This window comes from Rhizobium deserti, assembly GCF_004358025.1.
Lineage (GTDB): Bacteria > Pseudomonadota > Alphaproteobacteria > Rhizobiales > Rhizobiaceae > Neorhizobium > Neorhizobium deserti.
On the sequence record NZ_SMTL01000008.1, the window covers coordinates 18,425 to 32,830 of the forward strand.

15 protein-coding genes and 2 riboswitches are annotated in these 14,406 nt (G+C 61.5%); of the genes, 8 read left to right on the plus strand and 7 right to left on the minus strand.

Annotation, left to right across the window (positions count from 1 at the left end):
• Nucleotides 1-250 precede the first annotated feature (250 nt).
• Both purU and E2F50_RS20880 read left to right on the plus strand, forming a co-directional pair.
• Entirely contained in the window at nucleotides 251-1,135 is an 885-nt protein-coding gene (gene purU / locus E2F50_RS20875; RefSeq protein WP_133318124.1) for a formyltetrahydrofolate deformylase, read from the plus strand.
• A gap of 544 nt (nucleotides 1,136-1,679) precedes the next feature.
• On the plus strand, nucleotides 1,680-1,877 hold the full coding sequence (locus E2F50_RS20880) for a hypothetical protein (RefSeq protein ID WP_133318125.1): 198 nt from the start codon (nucleotides 1,680-1,682) through the stop codon (nucleotides 1,875-1,877).
• Between the two features lie 51 nt (nucleotides 1,878-1,928).
• Here E2F50_RS20880 and E2F50_RS20885 read toward each other — a convergent pair whose 3' ends face one another.
• On the minus strand, nucleotides 1,929-2,165 hold the full coding sequence (locus E2F50_RS20885) for an Lrp/AsnC ligand binding domain-containing protein (RefSeq protein ID WP_133318126.1): 237 nt from the start codon (nucleotides 2,163-2,165) through the stop codon (nucleotides 1,929-1,931).
• 53 nt (nucleotides 2,166-2,218) lie between these two features.
• Entirely contained in the window at nucleotides 2,219-3,142 is a 924-nt protein-coding gene (locus tag E2F50_RS20890; protein WP_133318127.1) for a LysR family transcriptional regulator, read from the minus strand.
• Nucleotides 3,143-3,240: 98 nt separating this feature from the next.
• On the opposite strand from E2F50_RS20890, the gene E2F50_RS20895 reads away from it, so the two are divergent.
• From E2F50_RS20895 to E2F50_RS20915, 5 genes are all read left to right on the plus strand, one after another.
• Entirely contained in the window at nucleotides 3,241-4,524 is a 1,284-nt protein-coding gene (locus tag E2F50_RS20895; RefSeq protein ID WP_133318128.1) for an NAD(P)/FAD-dependent oxidoreductase, read from the plus strand.
• 69 nt (nucleotides 4,525-4,593) lie between these two features.
• Entirely contained in the window at nucleotides 4,594-6,135 is a 1,542-nt protein-coding gene (gene amaB / locus E2F50_RS20900) for an L-piperidine-6-carboxylate dehydrogenase (RefSeq protein ID WP_133318129.1), read from the plus strand.
• 10 nt (nucleotides 6,136-6,145) lie between these two features.
• Complete coding sequence (locus tag E2F50_RS20905) at nucleotides 6,146-7,159, plus strand: P1 family peptidase (protein ID WP_133318130.1); 1,014 nt, start codon at nucleotides 6,146-6,148, stop codon at nucleotides 7,157-7,159.
• A 98-nt stretch (nucleotides 7,160-7,257) separates the two neighbouring features.
• A complete protein-coding gene (locus E2F50_RS20910; RefSeq protein ID WP_133318131.1) occupies nucleotides 7,258-7,953 on the plus strand; it encodes a hypothetical protein in 696 nt (231 codons plus the stop codon).
• Nucleotides 7,954-7,958: 5 nt separating this feature from the next.
• On the plus strand, nucleotides 7,959-8,795 hold the full coding sequence (locus E2F50_RS20915; protein WP_133318132.1) for an alpha/beta hydrolase: 837 nt from the start codon (nucleotides 7,959-7,961) through the stop codon (nucleotides 8,793-8,795).
• Nucleotides 8,796-8,807: 12 nt separating this feature from the next.
• On the opposite strand, the gene cobD is transcribed toward E2F50_RS20915, so the two are convergent.
• Nucleotides 8,808-9,890, minus strand: a complete 1,083-nt coding sequence (cobD, locus tag E2F50_RS20920; protein WP_245515525.1) for a threonine-phosphate decarboxylase CobD — start codon at nucleotides 9,888-9,890, stop codon at nucleotides 8,808-8,810.
• Nucleotides 9,891-9,895: 5 nt separating this feature from the next.
• Between cobD and cbiB the strand changes: the two genes are divergently transcribed.
• Nucleotides 9,896-10,861, plus strand: a complete 966-nt coding sequence (gene cbiB, locus E2F50_RS20925; protein WP_133318133.1) for an adenosylcobinamide-phosphate synthase CbiB — start codon at nucleotides 9,896-9,898, stop codon at nucleotides 10,859-10,861.
• Here the strand turns inward: cbiB and E2F50_RS20930 are convergent.
• From E2F50_RS20930 to E2F50_RS20945, 4 genes are read right to left on the minus strand one after another with little or no spacing between them, the layout of a single operon-like run.
• A complete protein-coding gene (locus tag E2F50_RS20930) occupies nucleotides 10,845-12,314 on the minus strand; it encodes a cobyric acid synthase (protein ID WP_133318134.1) in 1,470 nt (489 codons plus the stop codon). The two genes, cbiB and E2F50_RS20930, sit on opposite strands and share 17 nt — an antisense overlap.
• Before the next feature lie 3 nt (nucleotides 12,315-12,317).
• On the minus strand, nucleotides 12,318-12,932 hold the full coding sequence (cobO, locus tag E2F50_RS20935) for a cob(I)yrinic acid a,c-diamide adenosyltransferase (RefSeq protein ID WP_133318135.1): 615 nt from the start codon (nucleotides 12,930-12,932) through the stop codon (nucleotides 12,318-12,320).
• A complete protein-coding gene (locus tag E2F50_RS20940) occupies nucleotides 12,929-13,693 on the minus strand; it encodes a CbtA family protein (protein ID WP_133318136.1) in 765 nt (254 codons plus the stop codon). Before E2F50_RS20940 ends, cobO begins: the two co-directional genes overlap by 4 nt.
• Nucleotides 13,694-13,705: 12 nt before the next feature.
• Nucleotides 13,706-13,882 (minus strand): CbtB domain-containing protein, encoded by a 177-nt coding sequence (locus tag E2F50_RS20945; protein WP_133318137.1) that lies wholly within the window; start codon nucleotides 13,880-13,882, stop codon nucleotides 13,706-13,708.
• 36 nt (nucleotides 13,883-13,918) lie between these two features.
• A riboswitch (cobalamin riboswitch) is annotated at nucleotides 13,919-14,130 on the minus strand.
• A 59-nt stretch (nucleotides 14,131-14,189) separates the two neighbouring features.
• Nucleotides 14,190-14,397: riboswitch (cobalamin riboswitch) on the plus strand.
• The last annotated feature ends 9 nt before the right edge of the window (nucleotides 14,398-14,406 follow it).

Sequence of the window (14,406 nt, forward strand, 5' to 3'; positions counted from 1 at the left end):
ACGCAGCTGTTTGCGGCGATGTTACGCCTATGAAAGGCGCAAAGGGACCGGTGTTTCCGATTGCCTTCCCTAAGCTTGTGTACAAAAAGGCAGACATTGAATTTGACGCAGATCCGCCGCAAGCAGGCAAGATGAATTCGCGACAGTATCGAATAGCATCATTGCGGGCCATGGCGGCAACTGGATCTCGTCCGAGGCTTCGGTTTATGGAGACGGAGATATGGCGGTTATGCCGGAGGAAAAGAGAGCGATGAACACTTATGTGCTGACCGTCACCTGCAAATCCACGCGCGGTATCGTCGCTGCCATTTCGGGTTTCCTTGCCGAGAGGGGCTGCAATATCATCGACTCGTCGCAGTTTGACGATCTCGACACCGGCAAGTTCTTCATGCGCGTGAGCTTCATCTCCGAAGAGGGGGCTGAACGCACCGCCCTCATACCGGCATTCCAGCCCATTGCCGAACGCTTCGCTATGGACTGGGACATATTCGATGCGAAGGACCGCATGAAGGTTCTCCTCATGGTTTCACGCTTCGGCCACTGCCTCAACGACCTGCTCTACCGTTGGCGAATCGGTGCCCTGTCGATCGACATTGTCGGCGTCGTCTCCAACCATTTCGATTACCAGAAACTGGTGGTCAACAATGATATTCCCTTCCACCACATCAAGGTGACCAAGGACAACAAGCCACAGGCCGAGGCGCAGCTGATGGAAGTGGTTGAAACGAGTGGCACAGAACTCATTGTCCTTGCCCGTTACATGCAGGTCCTGTCCGACCAGCTTTGCCAAAAGATGTCCGGCAAGATCATCAATATCCACCACTCTTTCCTGCCGAGCTTCAAGGGTGCCAATCCCTACAAGCAAGCCTATACGCGCGGGGTGAAACTAATCGGTGCGACCGCGCATTACGTCACGGCCGATCTCGACGAAGGCCCGATCATTGAGCAGGACACGGTGCGCATTACCCACGCCCAGTCGCCCGACGATTACGTATCGCTGGGTCGCGACGTGGAAAGCCAAGTGCTGGCACGTGCCATCCATGCCCATATCCACCACCGCACTTTCATCAACGGCAACCGTACCGTCGTCTTTCCGCCGAGCCCTGGTAGCTACGCTTCCGAGCGGATGGGCTGAGCCCGGAAAGGAATGCCGGAGGTCAGCTCCGGCATTTTTGTCTCGCTGCCCGAAAATAAATGTCCGTGCGGCTTGTTACTGTCGGCAAGCCCGCTTGCTCGGCCTGAGGCGCAAATTCAGACCTCGCTGCCGCTGTCACGAAAATTTCACTGACCTTGCCTTGCTGCTACCAGCATCAATCCCTATCTCGGCTGCGGCTGACGAGACGGCGCAGACGCGAATGAAATTTCACAATTCCGCCTTGCTTCTGTCATCAGCCAGAAAATAATTCTAGCTAATTGGATTTTAGTTGATCCAGAGTTCGGAATTGCTTATGGTTGGCGGTGTGATCAGAGATGATTCCATCCGCCTCCGGCACCAACACCAGTAAGGGAGAGTGACATGTCTACAGTCCTTCACGTCGCCGCCTTCGGTGGCAAAGTGCTCAACATGATTGGCACGGATCGCTGCTCCCTTCCGTGCTGTCGAATGTAACGGTTTCAGTTCCAAACAATTCTGAAATTCATTCGCCAAAGCTGCTCAGCAGCCATTGCGGGAGTCTGCCATGCAGAAACAAGTTATAGAATTCGGCGGCGAGCCTGTCGGTATCGTCATCCCGGACCAGGATCGGCTGAAGTTCATCGCTGTGAAATTTCACGTGATCGACCTGGATGAGCAGCGCTTCAACTCGCCCGACGAGGTGCGCCTGGCGATCCGGGATCTCGTGCGCGCTCGTAATCAGGCGCCGAGCATCATGGTCTAGCGACCAACAGACACCATGAAAAAGCCGCCTCAGGGCGGCTTTTTCATGGGCTCAGAAAGCTGTGAAGGTGATTGTCGTCAGCGAACGTTCTATGCCGGGAATGCAGGCGATCTTCTCGTTGACGAACCTGCCGATCTCCTCGCTTTCCTTGATATAGACCTTGAGGAGCAGGTCCCATTCGCCGCTTGTGGAATAAAGCTCCGAGACGAGTTCCGTCTTGTAGATCGCGTCGGCGACCTCATAGGTTTGGCCTGGTTTGCAGCGCAGCTGAACAAAAATAGGCTTCATGGATTTCTTTCCGCTGATGGACCGCCAGAGCGGCAATGATGGTGATGGCTCGACTATTGGCCGAAGCCTTGATCTTGCGCAAGCCGCTCGGTTTCGAACGCCTGGGTGATCCAGTCCCTGAAAGCGGCAAGCGGAGCATAACTGGCGCGATCCGCAGGATAGGCCAGATAATAGTGTCCGGTTTGCATCAAGCCGCCTTCAACCGCCGGCACCAGCAGACCCTGCTCGATCTCCCGGTCGATCAGGAAACGAGGCAATAAGGCAATGCCGAGCCCCGCGCTTGCCGCCTCGACCATGGTGAGGAACTGGTCGAACAGCATGCCATGCAGCCCATCGAAGACGACGTTCTGCTGGGAAAACCATGCTTCCCAGGCATCCGGCCGGGTGTTGAGATGCAAGAGCGGCGCCTGCAGCAGATCTGCAGCTTTTGCCAGATTGCGGGAGGTTCTGAAGCTTGGGCTGCAGGCAGGCAGAACCTCCTCGTCGGCCAGAAAGGTCAGTGCGGCACCTGGCCAGCGCGAGCTTCCGAAGTGGATGGCCGCATCGAGAGTGTCGAACCGGAAATCGAAGGGCTCCAGCCGGGTAATGAGGTTGACGACAACGCCTGGATGGGCATCGAGAAACCGGCCGATGCGCGGCGTCAGCCACCGCGTCCCGAAGAATGGCAGGACGGCGAGATTGAGCGTACCGCCCGAGGGATTGGCCCTGAGATTGAGGGACGCGTTTGAAATGCGCCGAAGTGCTTCTCGAACTTCCCGGGCGTATCCATCGCCGGCGATCGTCAAGCGGATCGTCTGGCGCTCGCGCAGGAACAGCGCCACGCCGAGCTGCTTTTCGAGCGCGGAAATCTGGCGGCTGACGGCGCTTTGCGTCAGGCCCAGTTCATTCGCCGCTGCCGTGACGCTGCCGGTGCGCGCCGCCGCTTCGAAAGCCGCCAGAAGGGAGAACGAGGGAAGGAAGCGCCGGGGCGGCAGCATGTCATTCCTCCACCGCATGACCTGTTGAGAACAAGTCGATATTCATGGATAGATGAGGCTTGTAAAGACTGAAGACGCGTCCCTTCCGGATAATCATCATGCTCGGCAATCCACGCTCTCATGGCCTTTGGGAAAAGACGGCGCCACCGGCGCCGGCGACCGGCTCTCTTCAAGCGTCCTTATCGGCTGATGTGGTTATTGTCGGTGGCGGTTATACGGGCCTGTCAGCCGCCCTTCATCTGGCGAATGCGGGCACGGATGTCGTGCTGCTGGAAGCGGCGGAAATCGGCTTTGGCGGAGCCGGGCGCAATGTTGGCCTCATCAATGCCGGCATGTGGGTCATGCCGGACGATTTTCCCAAGCAACTGGGTCCGGTCTATGGCGAGCGCGCCCTGGATCTGCTCGGCCACGGCCCCTCCCTCGTCCGCGAACTCATCGAGACACATGCCATTTCCTGCGAGCTCGAAAAGAACGGGACGCTGCATCTGGCGGTCGGGCCCGAGGGCCTGAGGGAGCTGGAGGAGCGGGCTCGCCAATGGCAGAAGCGCGGCGCGCCGGTGACGGTGCTGGATGCGGCGGAAACCGAACGCCGCGTCGGCTCGAGCGCCTATGGCGGCGCGCTTCTCGACATGCGTGCCGGGACGCTGCAGCCGCTCGCCTATGCAAGGGGGCTGGCGCAGGCCGCTATCGGCGCAGGCGCCCGGTTATTTACGGGCAGCGCCGTAACCGGTACGAGCGAGGCGGGAAACAGAAAGGTCGTCGTGACGGCTCATGGCCAGGTGACGGCCGACTGGATTGTCGTTGCAACCGATGCCTACAGTACCGGCCCCTGGGAACAGGTGCGGCGCGAACAGGTACACCTGCCCTATTTCAATCTGGCCACTGCGCCGCTGAGCGACAACCTGCGCCGCTCCATCCTGCCGAACGGCGAAGGCTGCTGGGACACCAAGGACATCCTTTCCTCCTTCCGCATGGACCAGGCGGGACGCCTCGTGTTCGGCTCGGTCGGAGCGCTTCGCGGCACCGGCATTGCCGTCCACAAGAACTGGGCACGCCGTTCGCTAAAACGGATTTTTCCGCAGCTGGCGGATGTCGTGTTTGAAGCCGAGTGGTTTGGCAAGATCGGCATGACCGACAATGCCCTGCCGCGGCTGCACAAATTCGGCCGCAACGTCATCGGCTTTTCCGGCTATAACGGCCGCGGCATTGCGCCTGGCACCAGCTTCGGCAGGGTGCTGGCCCGCCATATCCTTGGTGAGATCGCCGAGGCTGACCTGCCGCTGCCGGTGACCCCGATCGAGGAGCCGGGCTTCCGGCCGATCAAGGAAGCCTATTATGAAGCCGGCGCGCAGCTTGCGCATCTTGCCGGGGAGCGCTTCTGACACCATTCGACGGATTGTGTAAAAGCAGCCGACTTGTAGATTGACGCCCATCGTGACCGGAGACTGTATATGACGCTTGCCCAACTGGATCTCGCCGCCGAAGTGCAAACCATCCTCGGCAAACTCGGCGTCGCCGCAGACCGCTATACCGGCGGCACGCTGGCCGTGCGTTCGCCGATCACCGGCAAGGAGATCGGCCGGCTGTCCGAGGCGAGCGCCACCGATGCAGGTCAGGCGATCGATGCCGCCCACCAAGCCTTCCTGGAATGGCGCCTGGTGCCGGCGCCCAAGCGTGGCGAACTCATTCGCCTGCTTGGGGAGGAACTGCGCGCCGCCAAGGCGTCGCTCGGTCGCCTCGTCTCCATCGAAGTCGGCAAGATCACCTCCGAAGGTCTCGGCGAAGTGCAGGAAATGATCGACATCTGCGATTTCGCGGTCGGTCTGTCCCGCCAACTCTATGGCCTGACCATCGCCACGGAACGCTCGGAGCACCGGATGATGGAAACCTGGCATCCGCTGGGTCCGATCGGCATCATCTCCGCTTTCAATTTCCCCGTCGCCGTCTGGTCCTGGAATGCCGCGCTTGCCATCGTCTGCGGCAATTCAACCATTTGGAAGCCTTCGGAAAAGACGCCGCTGACGGCGCTTGCCACGCAGGCCATCTTCGAAAAGGCGCTCGATCGCTATATCGCCGAAGGCAGCAAGGCGCCGAAGAACCTGTCGACGCTGCTGATCGGCGGCCGCGAGGTTGGCGAAGCGCTGGTCGACCACGAAAAGGTGCCGCTCGTTTCAGCCACCGGCTCCACGGCCATGGGTCGCGCCGTCGGACCGCGGCTGGCGCAGCGTTTTGCCCGATCCATCCTCGAGCTCGGCGGCAATAATGCCGCCATCGTCACGCCGACGGCCGACCTCGATCTGACGCTGCGCGGTGTCGCCTTTTCCGCCATGGGAACGGCAGGCCAGCGTTGCACCACACTGCGCCGGCTCTTCGTGCATGACAGCATCTACGATGCCCTCGTGCCGCGGCTGATCAAGGCCTATCAGTCGGTGACCATCGGCTCGCCTCTGCAGGACGGCAATCTGGTCGGCCCGCTGATCGACAAAGGTTCGTTTGAAAAGATGCAGCAAGCGCTGGAAGCGGCAAAGGCCGAGGGCGGCAAGGTGACCGGCGGCGCGCGTGTCCTTGATGGCGAATCGGCTGATGCCTATTACGTCCGTCCGGCGATCGTCGAAATGCCTACACAGGCGGGACCGGTGAAGGAAGAAACATTTGCGCCCATCCTCTACGTGATGCGCTATTCCGATCTCGACGAGGCGCTGCATCTGCACAATGACGTGCCGCAGGGTCTTTCTTCCTCCATTTTCACCAATGACATGCGGGAAGCGGAAGCTTTCGTTTCCGACTGCGGCTCCGACTGCGGCATTGCGAACGTCAATCTCGGTCCATCGGGCGCCGAAATCGGTGGCGCCTTCGGCGGCGAAAAGGAAACCGGTGGCGGACGCGAATCCGGCTCGGATGCCTGGAAAGCCTATATGCGCCGCGCCACCAACACGCTGAACTACGGCCGCACCCTGCCCCTGGCGCAGGGCGTCAAGTTCGACGTGATCTAGGCGCGGCCCGATGGCGCCGCTGAACCTCCTGACCGATATCGAAGGCGTGGCCGTCGGCCATGCCACAGATCTCATGCTCGGTTCCGGCGTCACCGCCATCATCTTCGACGAACCGGTCATCGCCTCCTGCTCGGTTCTCGGAGGCGCGCCGGGCGGTCGCGACACCGCCCTGCTCGATCCGGCGATGACGGTCGAGGTCGTGGATGCCTTCGTGCTGTCCGGCGGCTCCGCCTTCGGCCTCGATGCGGCGGGCGGCGTTCAAGCCGGTCTCAGGCAGATCGGCCGCGGCTTTCCCGTCGGTGCTGCGAAAGTGCCGATCGTGCCGCAGGCGATCCTGATGGACCTGCTCAACGGCGGCAACAAGGACTGGGGCCTGCATTCGCCCTATCGCGACATGGGCTATGCGGCATTCGGCGCCGCCACGAAGGGAAGCTTTCCTTTAGGGACCGTCGGCGCCGGAACCGGAGCCTCGACCGCGACGATCAAGGGCGGCCTCGGCTCGGCCAGCGCCACCACATCGGCCGGTCACAAGATCGCGGCGCTCGTCGCGGTCAATGCCATGGGCTCGGCGACCGTCGGTGGAGGGCCGCATTTCTGGGCCGCCCCCTTCGAACGGAATGACGAATTCGGCGGCCTCGGCCTGCCGCAAAGGTTCACCGAAGACCACACGGCGCTGCGGATGAAGGGCGTCACCCTCCAGGCGACGACCATCGGCGTTGTCGTGACCGATGCTGTTCTGACCAAGGCGCAGGCCCACCGCCTGTCGATCATGGCCCATGACGGTCTGGCTCGTGCCGTGCTCCCGACGCATCTGCCCGGTGATGGCGATACGATCTTTGCGGCCGCCACCGGGCTGAAGCCGCTTGGCGATATGGCCGCTTTTGCGGAGCTTTGTCACCTGGCTACATTAGTAACGGCCCGCGCCGTGGCACGTGGCGTTTATGAGGCGACTGCACTGCCGGTGGCAAATGCACAGCCGGCCTGGCGAGACGAGTTCCGAACTCTAAGGTTGCTTAATAAATAAATTGCAACCCTAGATAAAATTGCTATGCTGAGCACGAGCCTGTGTAGCGAGGATCGGGGGGATCATCCACTGGCTTTCCGAAGCAAGGGGGCAGTTACTTGGAACCGGTCAATTCTCTCATAGCAGGAATCGCATTTGGGCAGTTCGGTGCAATCATCTCAGCCATTGCCGCGCTTGGAACGGCTTCATTCGGCCTTGTGGATGCGTCCAAAGCCTTTAAAGGGGGCATTTCCAATGTCGGGTACGGCTTCATCAAATCGGCCCTGACGCCTTTCGAGGCGGCACTCGCAACAATCGATCGGGCCGACCCTTTTGCCCTACCGCGGGCAAATTGGCTTAACGGTCTACCGACTTCAGATCAAAAAGCAGCGGCCAGAAATCTCATCAGGCTGGGGTTCAATTCCCATACCGCCGAAAGAATGGCCGCCAATGTCCTTCCGGACAATGCCGTCTTGCTGAAGGCCATAGCAGTGAAGATCGAGACAGGCGAAGTCCCGACAGAGGTCGAACTAGCGGTACTGGCAAGGTTTGACGCTATCATTGATGCCCGGCTCGACTCTGCCTTCGAGCGCGCCGACCAGAAATATCGGAATACGTCTCGCGTGGCGGCAGCCGGCATTTCGGTCGTACTTGCGGAAGCAGGCGCCATGTCGGTTTATGGCTCCGCGGGTGCAGACGTCCTTCTTCTTGGACTTATTGTCGGGGTCATTGCCGTCCCTGTTGCGCCCGTTGCAAAAGATCTCGCGTCAGCCATCTCGACTTCCGTGGCAGCCTTTAAGACCATCAAGCGGTGAGGGCTATGACCCTTTTCCTGAATTTCCGGACCAGCCCGGTCGGCGGAGCCATCGCCACTCACCCGGCACTTCAAACAGGCAGCGACACATCACCGCTAGCGCCGCTCAACCCGGAAGGGTTCAAGCGAGCGACAGCAGACAAAGACGTGCTCTTCGCCATCCATGGCTACAACAACAGTCAGCGAGACGCCGTGTGCAAGCTTGCCCGCTTAGACGGCTTGCTCAAGCTCCCGGAGACGGCCGTCCTTATCGGGATTCTGTGGCCAGGGGACTCGCATGCCGGGTTTGTCAGCTACCCGGTCGAAAAGCCGACAGCTTCACGCGCAGGCCGTCTCTTCGCTCAGTTCTGCAATAGGGAAATGAAGCAGGCAGCCAGCTTTTCGTTTGTCAGTCACAGCCTGGGGGCGCGCGTCGCTCTTGAAACTATTCGTGGCCTAGATGCCGGCGCCCGCTCGGCTTGCCTCATGGCTGCGGCTATCGAGCGCAACTGCCTGGAGAAGGAATATGCCGACGCCTTTGCCAAGACAGGCCATGTCTATATTCTTGCCTCGATGAAGGATGACGTTTTGCGTCTAGCCTTTCCGCTTGGGAACTTCTTTGGCCACCTCTTAGACCCTACCGGCAATCCCTTATCGAAAGCGCTTGGCTATTGCGGGCCTCCACGAGCGATAGGCAATATGGTGCGCCCCTGGCAGATCAGTCCGGACCTTGATTATGATCATGGAGAATATCTGCCGCCGCCAGTGCCGGGTGTTGCCTTTCCCGATCCCAAGGGCACGTGGATGGAGCCGGCAAGTTTTGTCCGTCGAGCGTTCAACCTCCAGCGGCAGCGGTGGCCATGACCGCACTGAGCCTTAGCCTCGCGTAGGATCAAAGGCGCTGAGCGCCTCTTCCACGCGCGGCCAGCCGTACGGATCGGGAAGGCCGATCCTCAGATCCTCCGGACGCTCCTCAAAGCGGCGTGTGATGATCCCGCGCTTTCCAAGGTGCTGAAACAGCGACTGTGCGCGCCGATCGCGGATAAGACGGAAGAGCGATGTACCGCCGAAGACCGTCAGGCCCGCCTTGTTCAGCAAGCCATCCAGCCGCGCCGCCTCATCATGCAGTTTTACCTGCATCTCGGCTTTCCAAGCCGTATCAGCCAAAGCTTCCAAACCCACATGCAGGGCAGGACCAGAAACCGCCCACGGACCCAACTGTGCTTCTATTCTGGCAACGATATCCGGATGGGCCAGCGCAAATCCGAGCCTCAGGCCCGCCATCCCGTAGAACTTGCCGAAGGAACGCAGCACCACTAGGCCGCCGTGATCCACCAAGCCTGCAGCACTTTCTGCATCGGAAACATCCATGAAGGCTTCGTCGACCACCAGAAGGCCGCGTCTGGCTTGCATCACGGACGTGAGGGCAAGAAGATCTTTTCGGGTCACGATGCGGCCGGTGGGATTGTTGGGGTTGACGACGACGGCCAGATCCGCGGATGCCAGCTCATCGAAATCTTCCGTTTCGACCATAGCGAGACCGGCGAGACGGGCAGCGCGCGCATGTTCCGCATAGGTGGGAGACAGAACAGCGGCCCTGCCTTTCGCCGGGCCGAAGGCCGGATCGGATCGTGGGCCGCCAACAAGCCCGGCGATGATCGGCAACAGGATCTGCGTACCCGGCGCGGCAACCACGTGCTCCGCAGACGGCGCCTCATAAGCGCGTGCCGCGACCTCCTTCAGCCGGCATGCCGAATTCGGCTCTGGAAGCCGCGCAAAAACGTTGCCGGGGATGGCAGGGTGTGGATAGGAATAGGGGCTGATGCCGGTGGAAAGATCGATCCAGGGTTCGGGTGCCTGGGGAAACAGGGCGCGGGCATGGTTGAGATTGCCGCCATGGGCGATCGGGCTGCTGGCTTCAAACAGATCATCGTCCTCTCCACCTGCTGGGCCCGTCACTGCTTATGTTCCTTCTTGCTTTCGCTGCTCTCGTCGTGGAGCGGATCATCGGCTACCCGGATTGGCTGTTTCGCCGCATCGGCCATCCGGTCACCTGGATCGGCTGGCTGATAACCCAACTGGACGATCGGTGGAATCGCGAGACGGCGGAGTTCCAGGAGCGAAGGCGCATGGGGGTGCTGGCGCTTCTTGTGCTGATCGGTGCCATGATCGCGATTTCGCTGTTGGTGGAGACGGCACTGCTTTCCGTCGTCATCGGGCCGGTCCTGCTGGTCCTCGTGGCCGCGACCCTGCCGGCCCAGAAAAGCCTCGACAGTCATGTCGATGCCGTGGCTACCGCCCTGGAAACCGGTGGCATCGAGGCAGGCCGAAAGGCCGTCGCGATGATTGTCGGTCGGGACCCGGAACACCTTGACGAGGCCGCAGTCTGCCGGGCGGCGATCGAGAGCCTGGCGGAGAATTTCTCGGACGGTATCGTAGCGCCGGCCTTGTGGATGGGGGTTGGCGGCCTGATGGGAGGCGCCGTCTACAAGGCGGCCAATACGGCGGACAGCATGATCGGCCATCGCTCGCCACGCCATGAAGCTTTCGGCTGGGCCGCGGCTCGCTTCGACGACCTGATCAACCTGCCGGCTTCGCGGCTGACGGCCTTGCTGTTTGCGGCAGCCGCCTTCTTCATTGAAGGCGCTTCGCCCCGCGAGGCGATGCGGGCGGTCCTGCGTGACGCAAAACATCACCGGTCCCCGAATGCCGGCTGGCCGGAAGCGGCCATGGCGGGAGCTTTGGGAATTGCTCTTGCCGGACCCCGCAGCTACGGCGGCCGGATAATCGAAGCTCGTTTCATGGGCGAAGGCGGCAATCCGCAGCTGACCGTCTGGCATATTCACATCGCCTTGAAACTGGCCCGCATTGCCGACGCCATGCTGATCGGCCTGTTCGGGCTGCTGGCTTTGGTCATCTGGCTAATCTGAGCAGTGCGTCAAGCTCGAGATGCTGTTCCATGTGCGCAGCCAGGCGATCCAGAACCTCCTCGATCCCCGCCTCGTAATCCAGCTCCGATGCCGAGCCGCCGAGCCGCATCAGCCAGCTCGTGCGTTGGCGGTCGTCCGCAAACAGACCATGCAGGTAAGTACCCCAGACGCGCCCATCGGCAGACCTTGCGCCATCCGCTCCACTTGCGAGCGTCGAGAACGGCCGCGCGCAATCAGGCCCGAAGGTTCGGCCGACATGCATTTCATAGCCGGATAACGAGATCGTGTCGAAACTGGTGCCTTGCGCGGCCTCTAGCCGCTTTTCGCCTGTCAACACCGTTTCGACATCGAGCAAGCCGAGGCCCTTGACCGTGCCCGGCGGCCCCTCGATGCCGTCAGGATCGGAAATCATTCTTCCCAGCATCTGATAGCCGCCGCATAGCCCGAGCACGCGGGCACCACGACGGTGGTGGGCGGCAATGTCCACGTCGAACCCGGCCTCCCGAAGCGCCGCCAGATCTGCAATGGTCGCCTTGGAACCGACCAGCAGCACGAGATCGCAGTCAGCGGGAATAACCTGACCGCTGCGGATGCGCATGAGTTCCAGCTGCGGCTCCGCTTCCAGCGGATCGAGATCGTCGAAATTCGAGATATGCGGCAGGATCGGCACGGCGATCCTGATCTTGGCGCTGCACCGGCGCACGCCGGCACCTTGGAGACCCAGGGCATCCTCCGCCGGCAGCCGTGCCGCATCGGCAAAATGCGGCAGGAGGCCCATGGAGCGCCAACCCGTATGCTCGGCGATCAAGCGCATGCCATCGGCAAACAAGGCGGGATCGCCGCGGAAGCGATTGACGATGAAGCCGCCGATCATTTCGGCGTCTTGCGGTTCGATTACCAACTTTGTGCCGGCTAGGCTCGCAATGACGCCGCCGCGGTCGATATCGCCGATCAGAACGACGGGCACATCCGCGGCGCGGGCAAAGCCCATATTGGCAATGTCGTTGCGACGAAGGTTGATTTCCGAGGCGCTGCCGGCGCCCTCGACCAGCACCAGATCGGCCTGCGCCTTGAGATGTTCAAAACTCTGCAGCACCCGCGGCAGCAATTCGGGCTTAAGTTTCTGATAGTCGGCGGCCTTGGCGTTGCCTTCGACCCTGCCCTGGACGACCACCTGCGCGCCGACATCGCTTTGCGGCTTCAGAAGGACGGGGTTCATATGGACGCTGAGGGGCACTTTCGCCGCCCTTGCCTGAAGCGCCTGAGCTCGGCCGATCTCCCCGCCATCGGCGGTGACAGCTGCATTGTTCGACATGTTCTGCGGCTTGAACGGCATGATCCTGAGGCCGCGCAAGGTGAAGGCGCGGGCGAGCCCCGCCACGACCAGCGACTTGCCCACATCCGAGCCGGTCCCCTGGAACATCAAGGCGCGCGCCGGGCCGCTCCCACCCATGGCCTAGAACTCTATGCCGGCCTGAGCCTTCACGCCGGCCTTGAAGTGGTGTTTCACGAGCGTCATTTCGGTGACCAGATCGGCCGCCTCGATCAGCGCGAGCTTGGCATTGCGGCCGGTCACAACGACGTGCAGGTCCACCCGACGGGCTTCGAGGGCGGCAATCACCTCGTCCAGCTCGAGATAGTCGTAGCGCAAGGCGATGTTGAGCTCGTCCAGGATGACCAGACCGATCGTCTCGTCCGCCATCAGGTCGAGCGCCTTTGCCCAGGCCCTTTCGGCAGCGACGATGTCCCGCTGCAAATTCTGGGTTTCCCAGGTAAAGCCTTCGCCCATCGTGTGCCAGACGACCCTGTCGCCGAACACGGCGAATGCCGGCTGCTCGCCTGTGGACCAGGCGCCCTTGATGAATTGCACCACGCCGACGCGGCGGTTACGTCCCAGCATGCGCAGCGCAAGCCCGAAAGCAGCCGTGGACTTGCCCTTGCCGGAACCCGTATGGACCATGAGAAGACCTTTTTCCAAGGTCTTCTCGGCCACTTCCGCATCCTGCACCGTCTTGCGGTTGGCCATCTTGGCGCGATGACGCTCTTCAGCCGCCGGATCGATCTGCTTCACCGGGATACAAGCCCAGGCGCCGCGTTCGCGGCAGCCTCTTCGCCTGACCGAAACTTCGCGCGAACCAGTGCCGCCAGCGTCCCAAGCACCGCCCAGAAGACGAGGTTAGTCGCGAAGACTGCATTGACGAAGCGCGCCTCCAGATCCATCGGAACGGCGGTCTCATGGCTCGGTGGCAGGGGCGCGCCGACCAGATGGGGCGCAATGAGCAGGAGGATTGCGAGGACGGCAAGCACGGCGGAGTGGGAATAGGCAAGGAGGCCAAGGCTGACGGCGGTGCAGGCTGCCGTGGCGATCCACCAGACCTGACGCGGGCCAAGTTCCGCAGCCGGCATGCCTGGCAATTCAGGCGGCAATCCAAGGCCGGGCGCCAGAACGACTGCTACAAATCCGGCAATGCCGAACAGGAGCCCGCTGCGCCAATTGTTCAGTCCGCCCATAGCCTCGCAGACGGCGACGAACACCAGGGCAAAGCCGATGCCGGAAAGCATGTTTGCAGCAGCCGTGTAAAGAAAGCGCTCGAGCCCATCCGCGGGCGTCCACGCGCCCTCATGATGGTGCTCGTGTGAAGGCGCAGCAGCGCCTGCGCTTGGGACGGCTTCATGGCTATGGCTGTGGCCCGCTCCGGGAGCGGCATTTTCGAAGACTTCCGCCTGCAGAATAAGCGGCACGGTCGACAGGCTCTGCATCACGGTAAGCAGCAATCCGGACAATAGTCCGGCGACCACCGCCGTCAGGACGATGTTACGAAACAGCGACATTATTGGATTTCCTCAGTGGCAGGGGAAGGCGAGCGAGTGGCGCGTATCATGGGCGGCATTGTGGACGACTTCCAGATGCGAGAAGCCGACAAAGCCAACGATGAACAGGCCGAGCAGGGCCGTCATGCTGAGGGGAATGATCTTCGAAGCGGAAATGCTGACTGCGCTTGCAGCAGAATTCGTAACCATGGTCTCGTCCTTTCGCCCTCCACCCGAGGGCCGTTTACGTTACTCAAGCCTCTGGCAGGTCTCCTGGCTCGCGGATCGGACGCCTTTTCCCGCCTTCCCGGATTTCTCCAGTGGCGTCGCGGCTGGAAGGCCGCGTGGGCAAAGACTTTCCGCTTACAGTTGCGGGGGCAGCCGCGGCATTGACGAAGAAGCTCGTCGCACCGCATTCCCTCGAAACCCTTTCGGGCACCATAGGCTTGGGCACTATAGACGAATTCGGCACGACGGCAATCGCCTTTGCGACGCATTGACAGGCACGGGCAACGGGGCTTAGGTGAGACCCAACGGTCCTTTTCCGGCAACGGGAAGGGCTAAGAGAGAATGCGGTGCGACCCTGTCACAAGGGTCAATGCCGCGGCTGCCCCCGCAACTGTAGGCGGTGAGCCATTTGCCGAAAAGCCACTGGGACAACCGGGAAGGCAGGCAAACGGCGACGACCCGCGAGCCAGGAGACCTGCCGTTCCATATGCCGGCTTCAACGGGCG

Coding starts and splice junctions, on each gene's coding strand:
- purU (WP_133318124.1), top strand. CDS start 251: ATGAACACTTATGTGCTGACCGTCACCTGCAAATCCACGCGCGGTATC.
- E2F50_RS20880 (WP_133318125.1), top strand. CDS start 1,680: ATGCAGAAACAAGTTATAGAATTCGGCGGCGAGCCTGTCGGTATCGTC.
- E2F50_RS20885 (WP_133318126.1), bottom strand. CDS start 2,165: ATGAAGCCTATTTTTGTTCAGCTGCGCTGCAAACCAGGCCAAACCTAT.
- E2F50_RS20890 (WP_133318127.1), bottom strand. CDS start 3,142: ATGCTGCCGCCCCGGCGCTTCCTTCCCTCGTTCTCCCTTCTGGCGGCT.
- E2F50_RS20895 (WP_133318128.1), top strand. CDS start 3,241: ATGCTCGGCAATCCACGCTCTCATGGCCTTTGGGAAAAGACGGCGCCA.
- amaB (WP_133318129.1), top strand. CDS start 4,594: ATGACGCTTGCCCAACTGGATCTCGCCGCCGAAGTGCAAACCATCCTC.
- E2F50_RS20905 (WP_133318130.1), top strand. CDS start 6,146: ATGGCGCCGCTGAACCTCCTGACCGATATCGAAGGCGTGGCCGTCGGC.
- E2F50_RS20915 (WP_133318132.1), top strand. CDS start 7,959: ATGACCCTTTTCCTGAATTTCCGGACCAGCCCGGTCGGCGGAGCCATC.
- cbiB (WP_133318133.1), top strand. CDS start 9,896: ATGTTCCTTCTTGCTTTCGCTGCTCTCGTCGTGGAGCGGATCATCGGC.
- E2F50_RS20930 (WP_133318134.1), bottom strand. CDS start 12,314: ATGGGTGGGAGCGGCCCGGCGCGCGCCTTGATGTTCCAGGGGACCGGC.
- E2F50_RS20940 (WP_133318136.1), bottom strand. CDS start 13,693: ATGTCGCTGTTTCGTAACATCGTCCTGACGGCGGTGGTCGCCGGACTA.
- E2F50_RS20945 (WP_133318137.1), bottom strand. CDS start 13,882: ATGGTTACGAATTCTGCTGCAAGCGCAGTCAGCATTTCCGCTTCGAAG.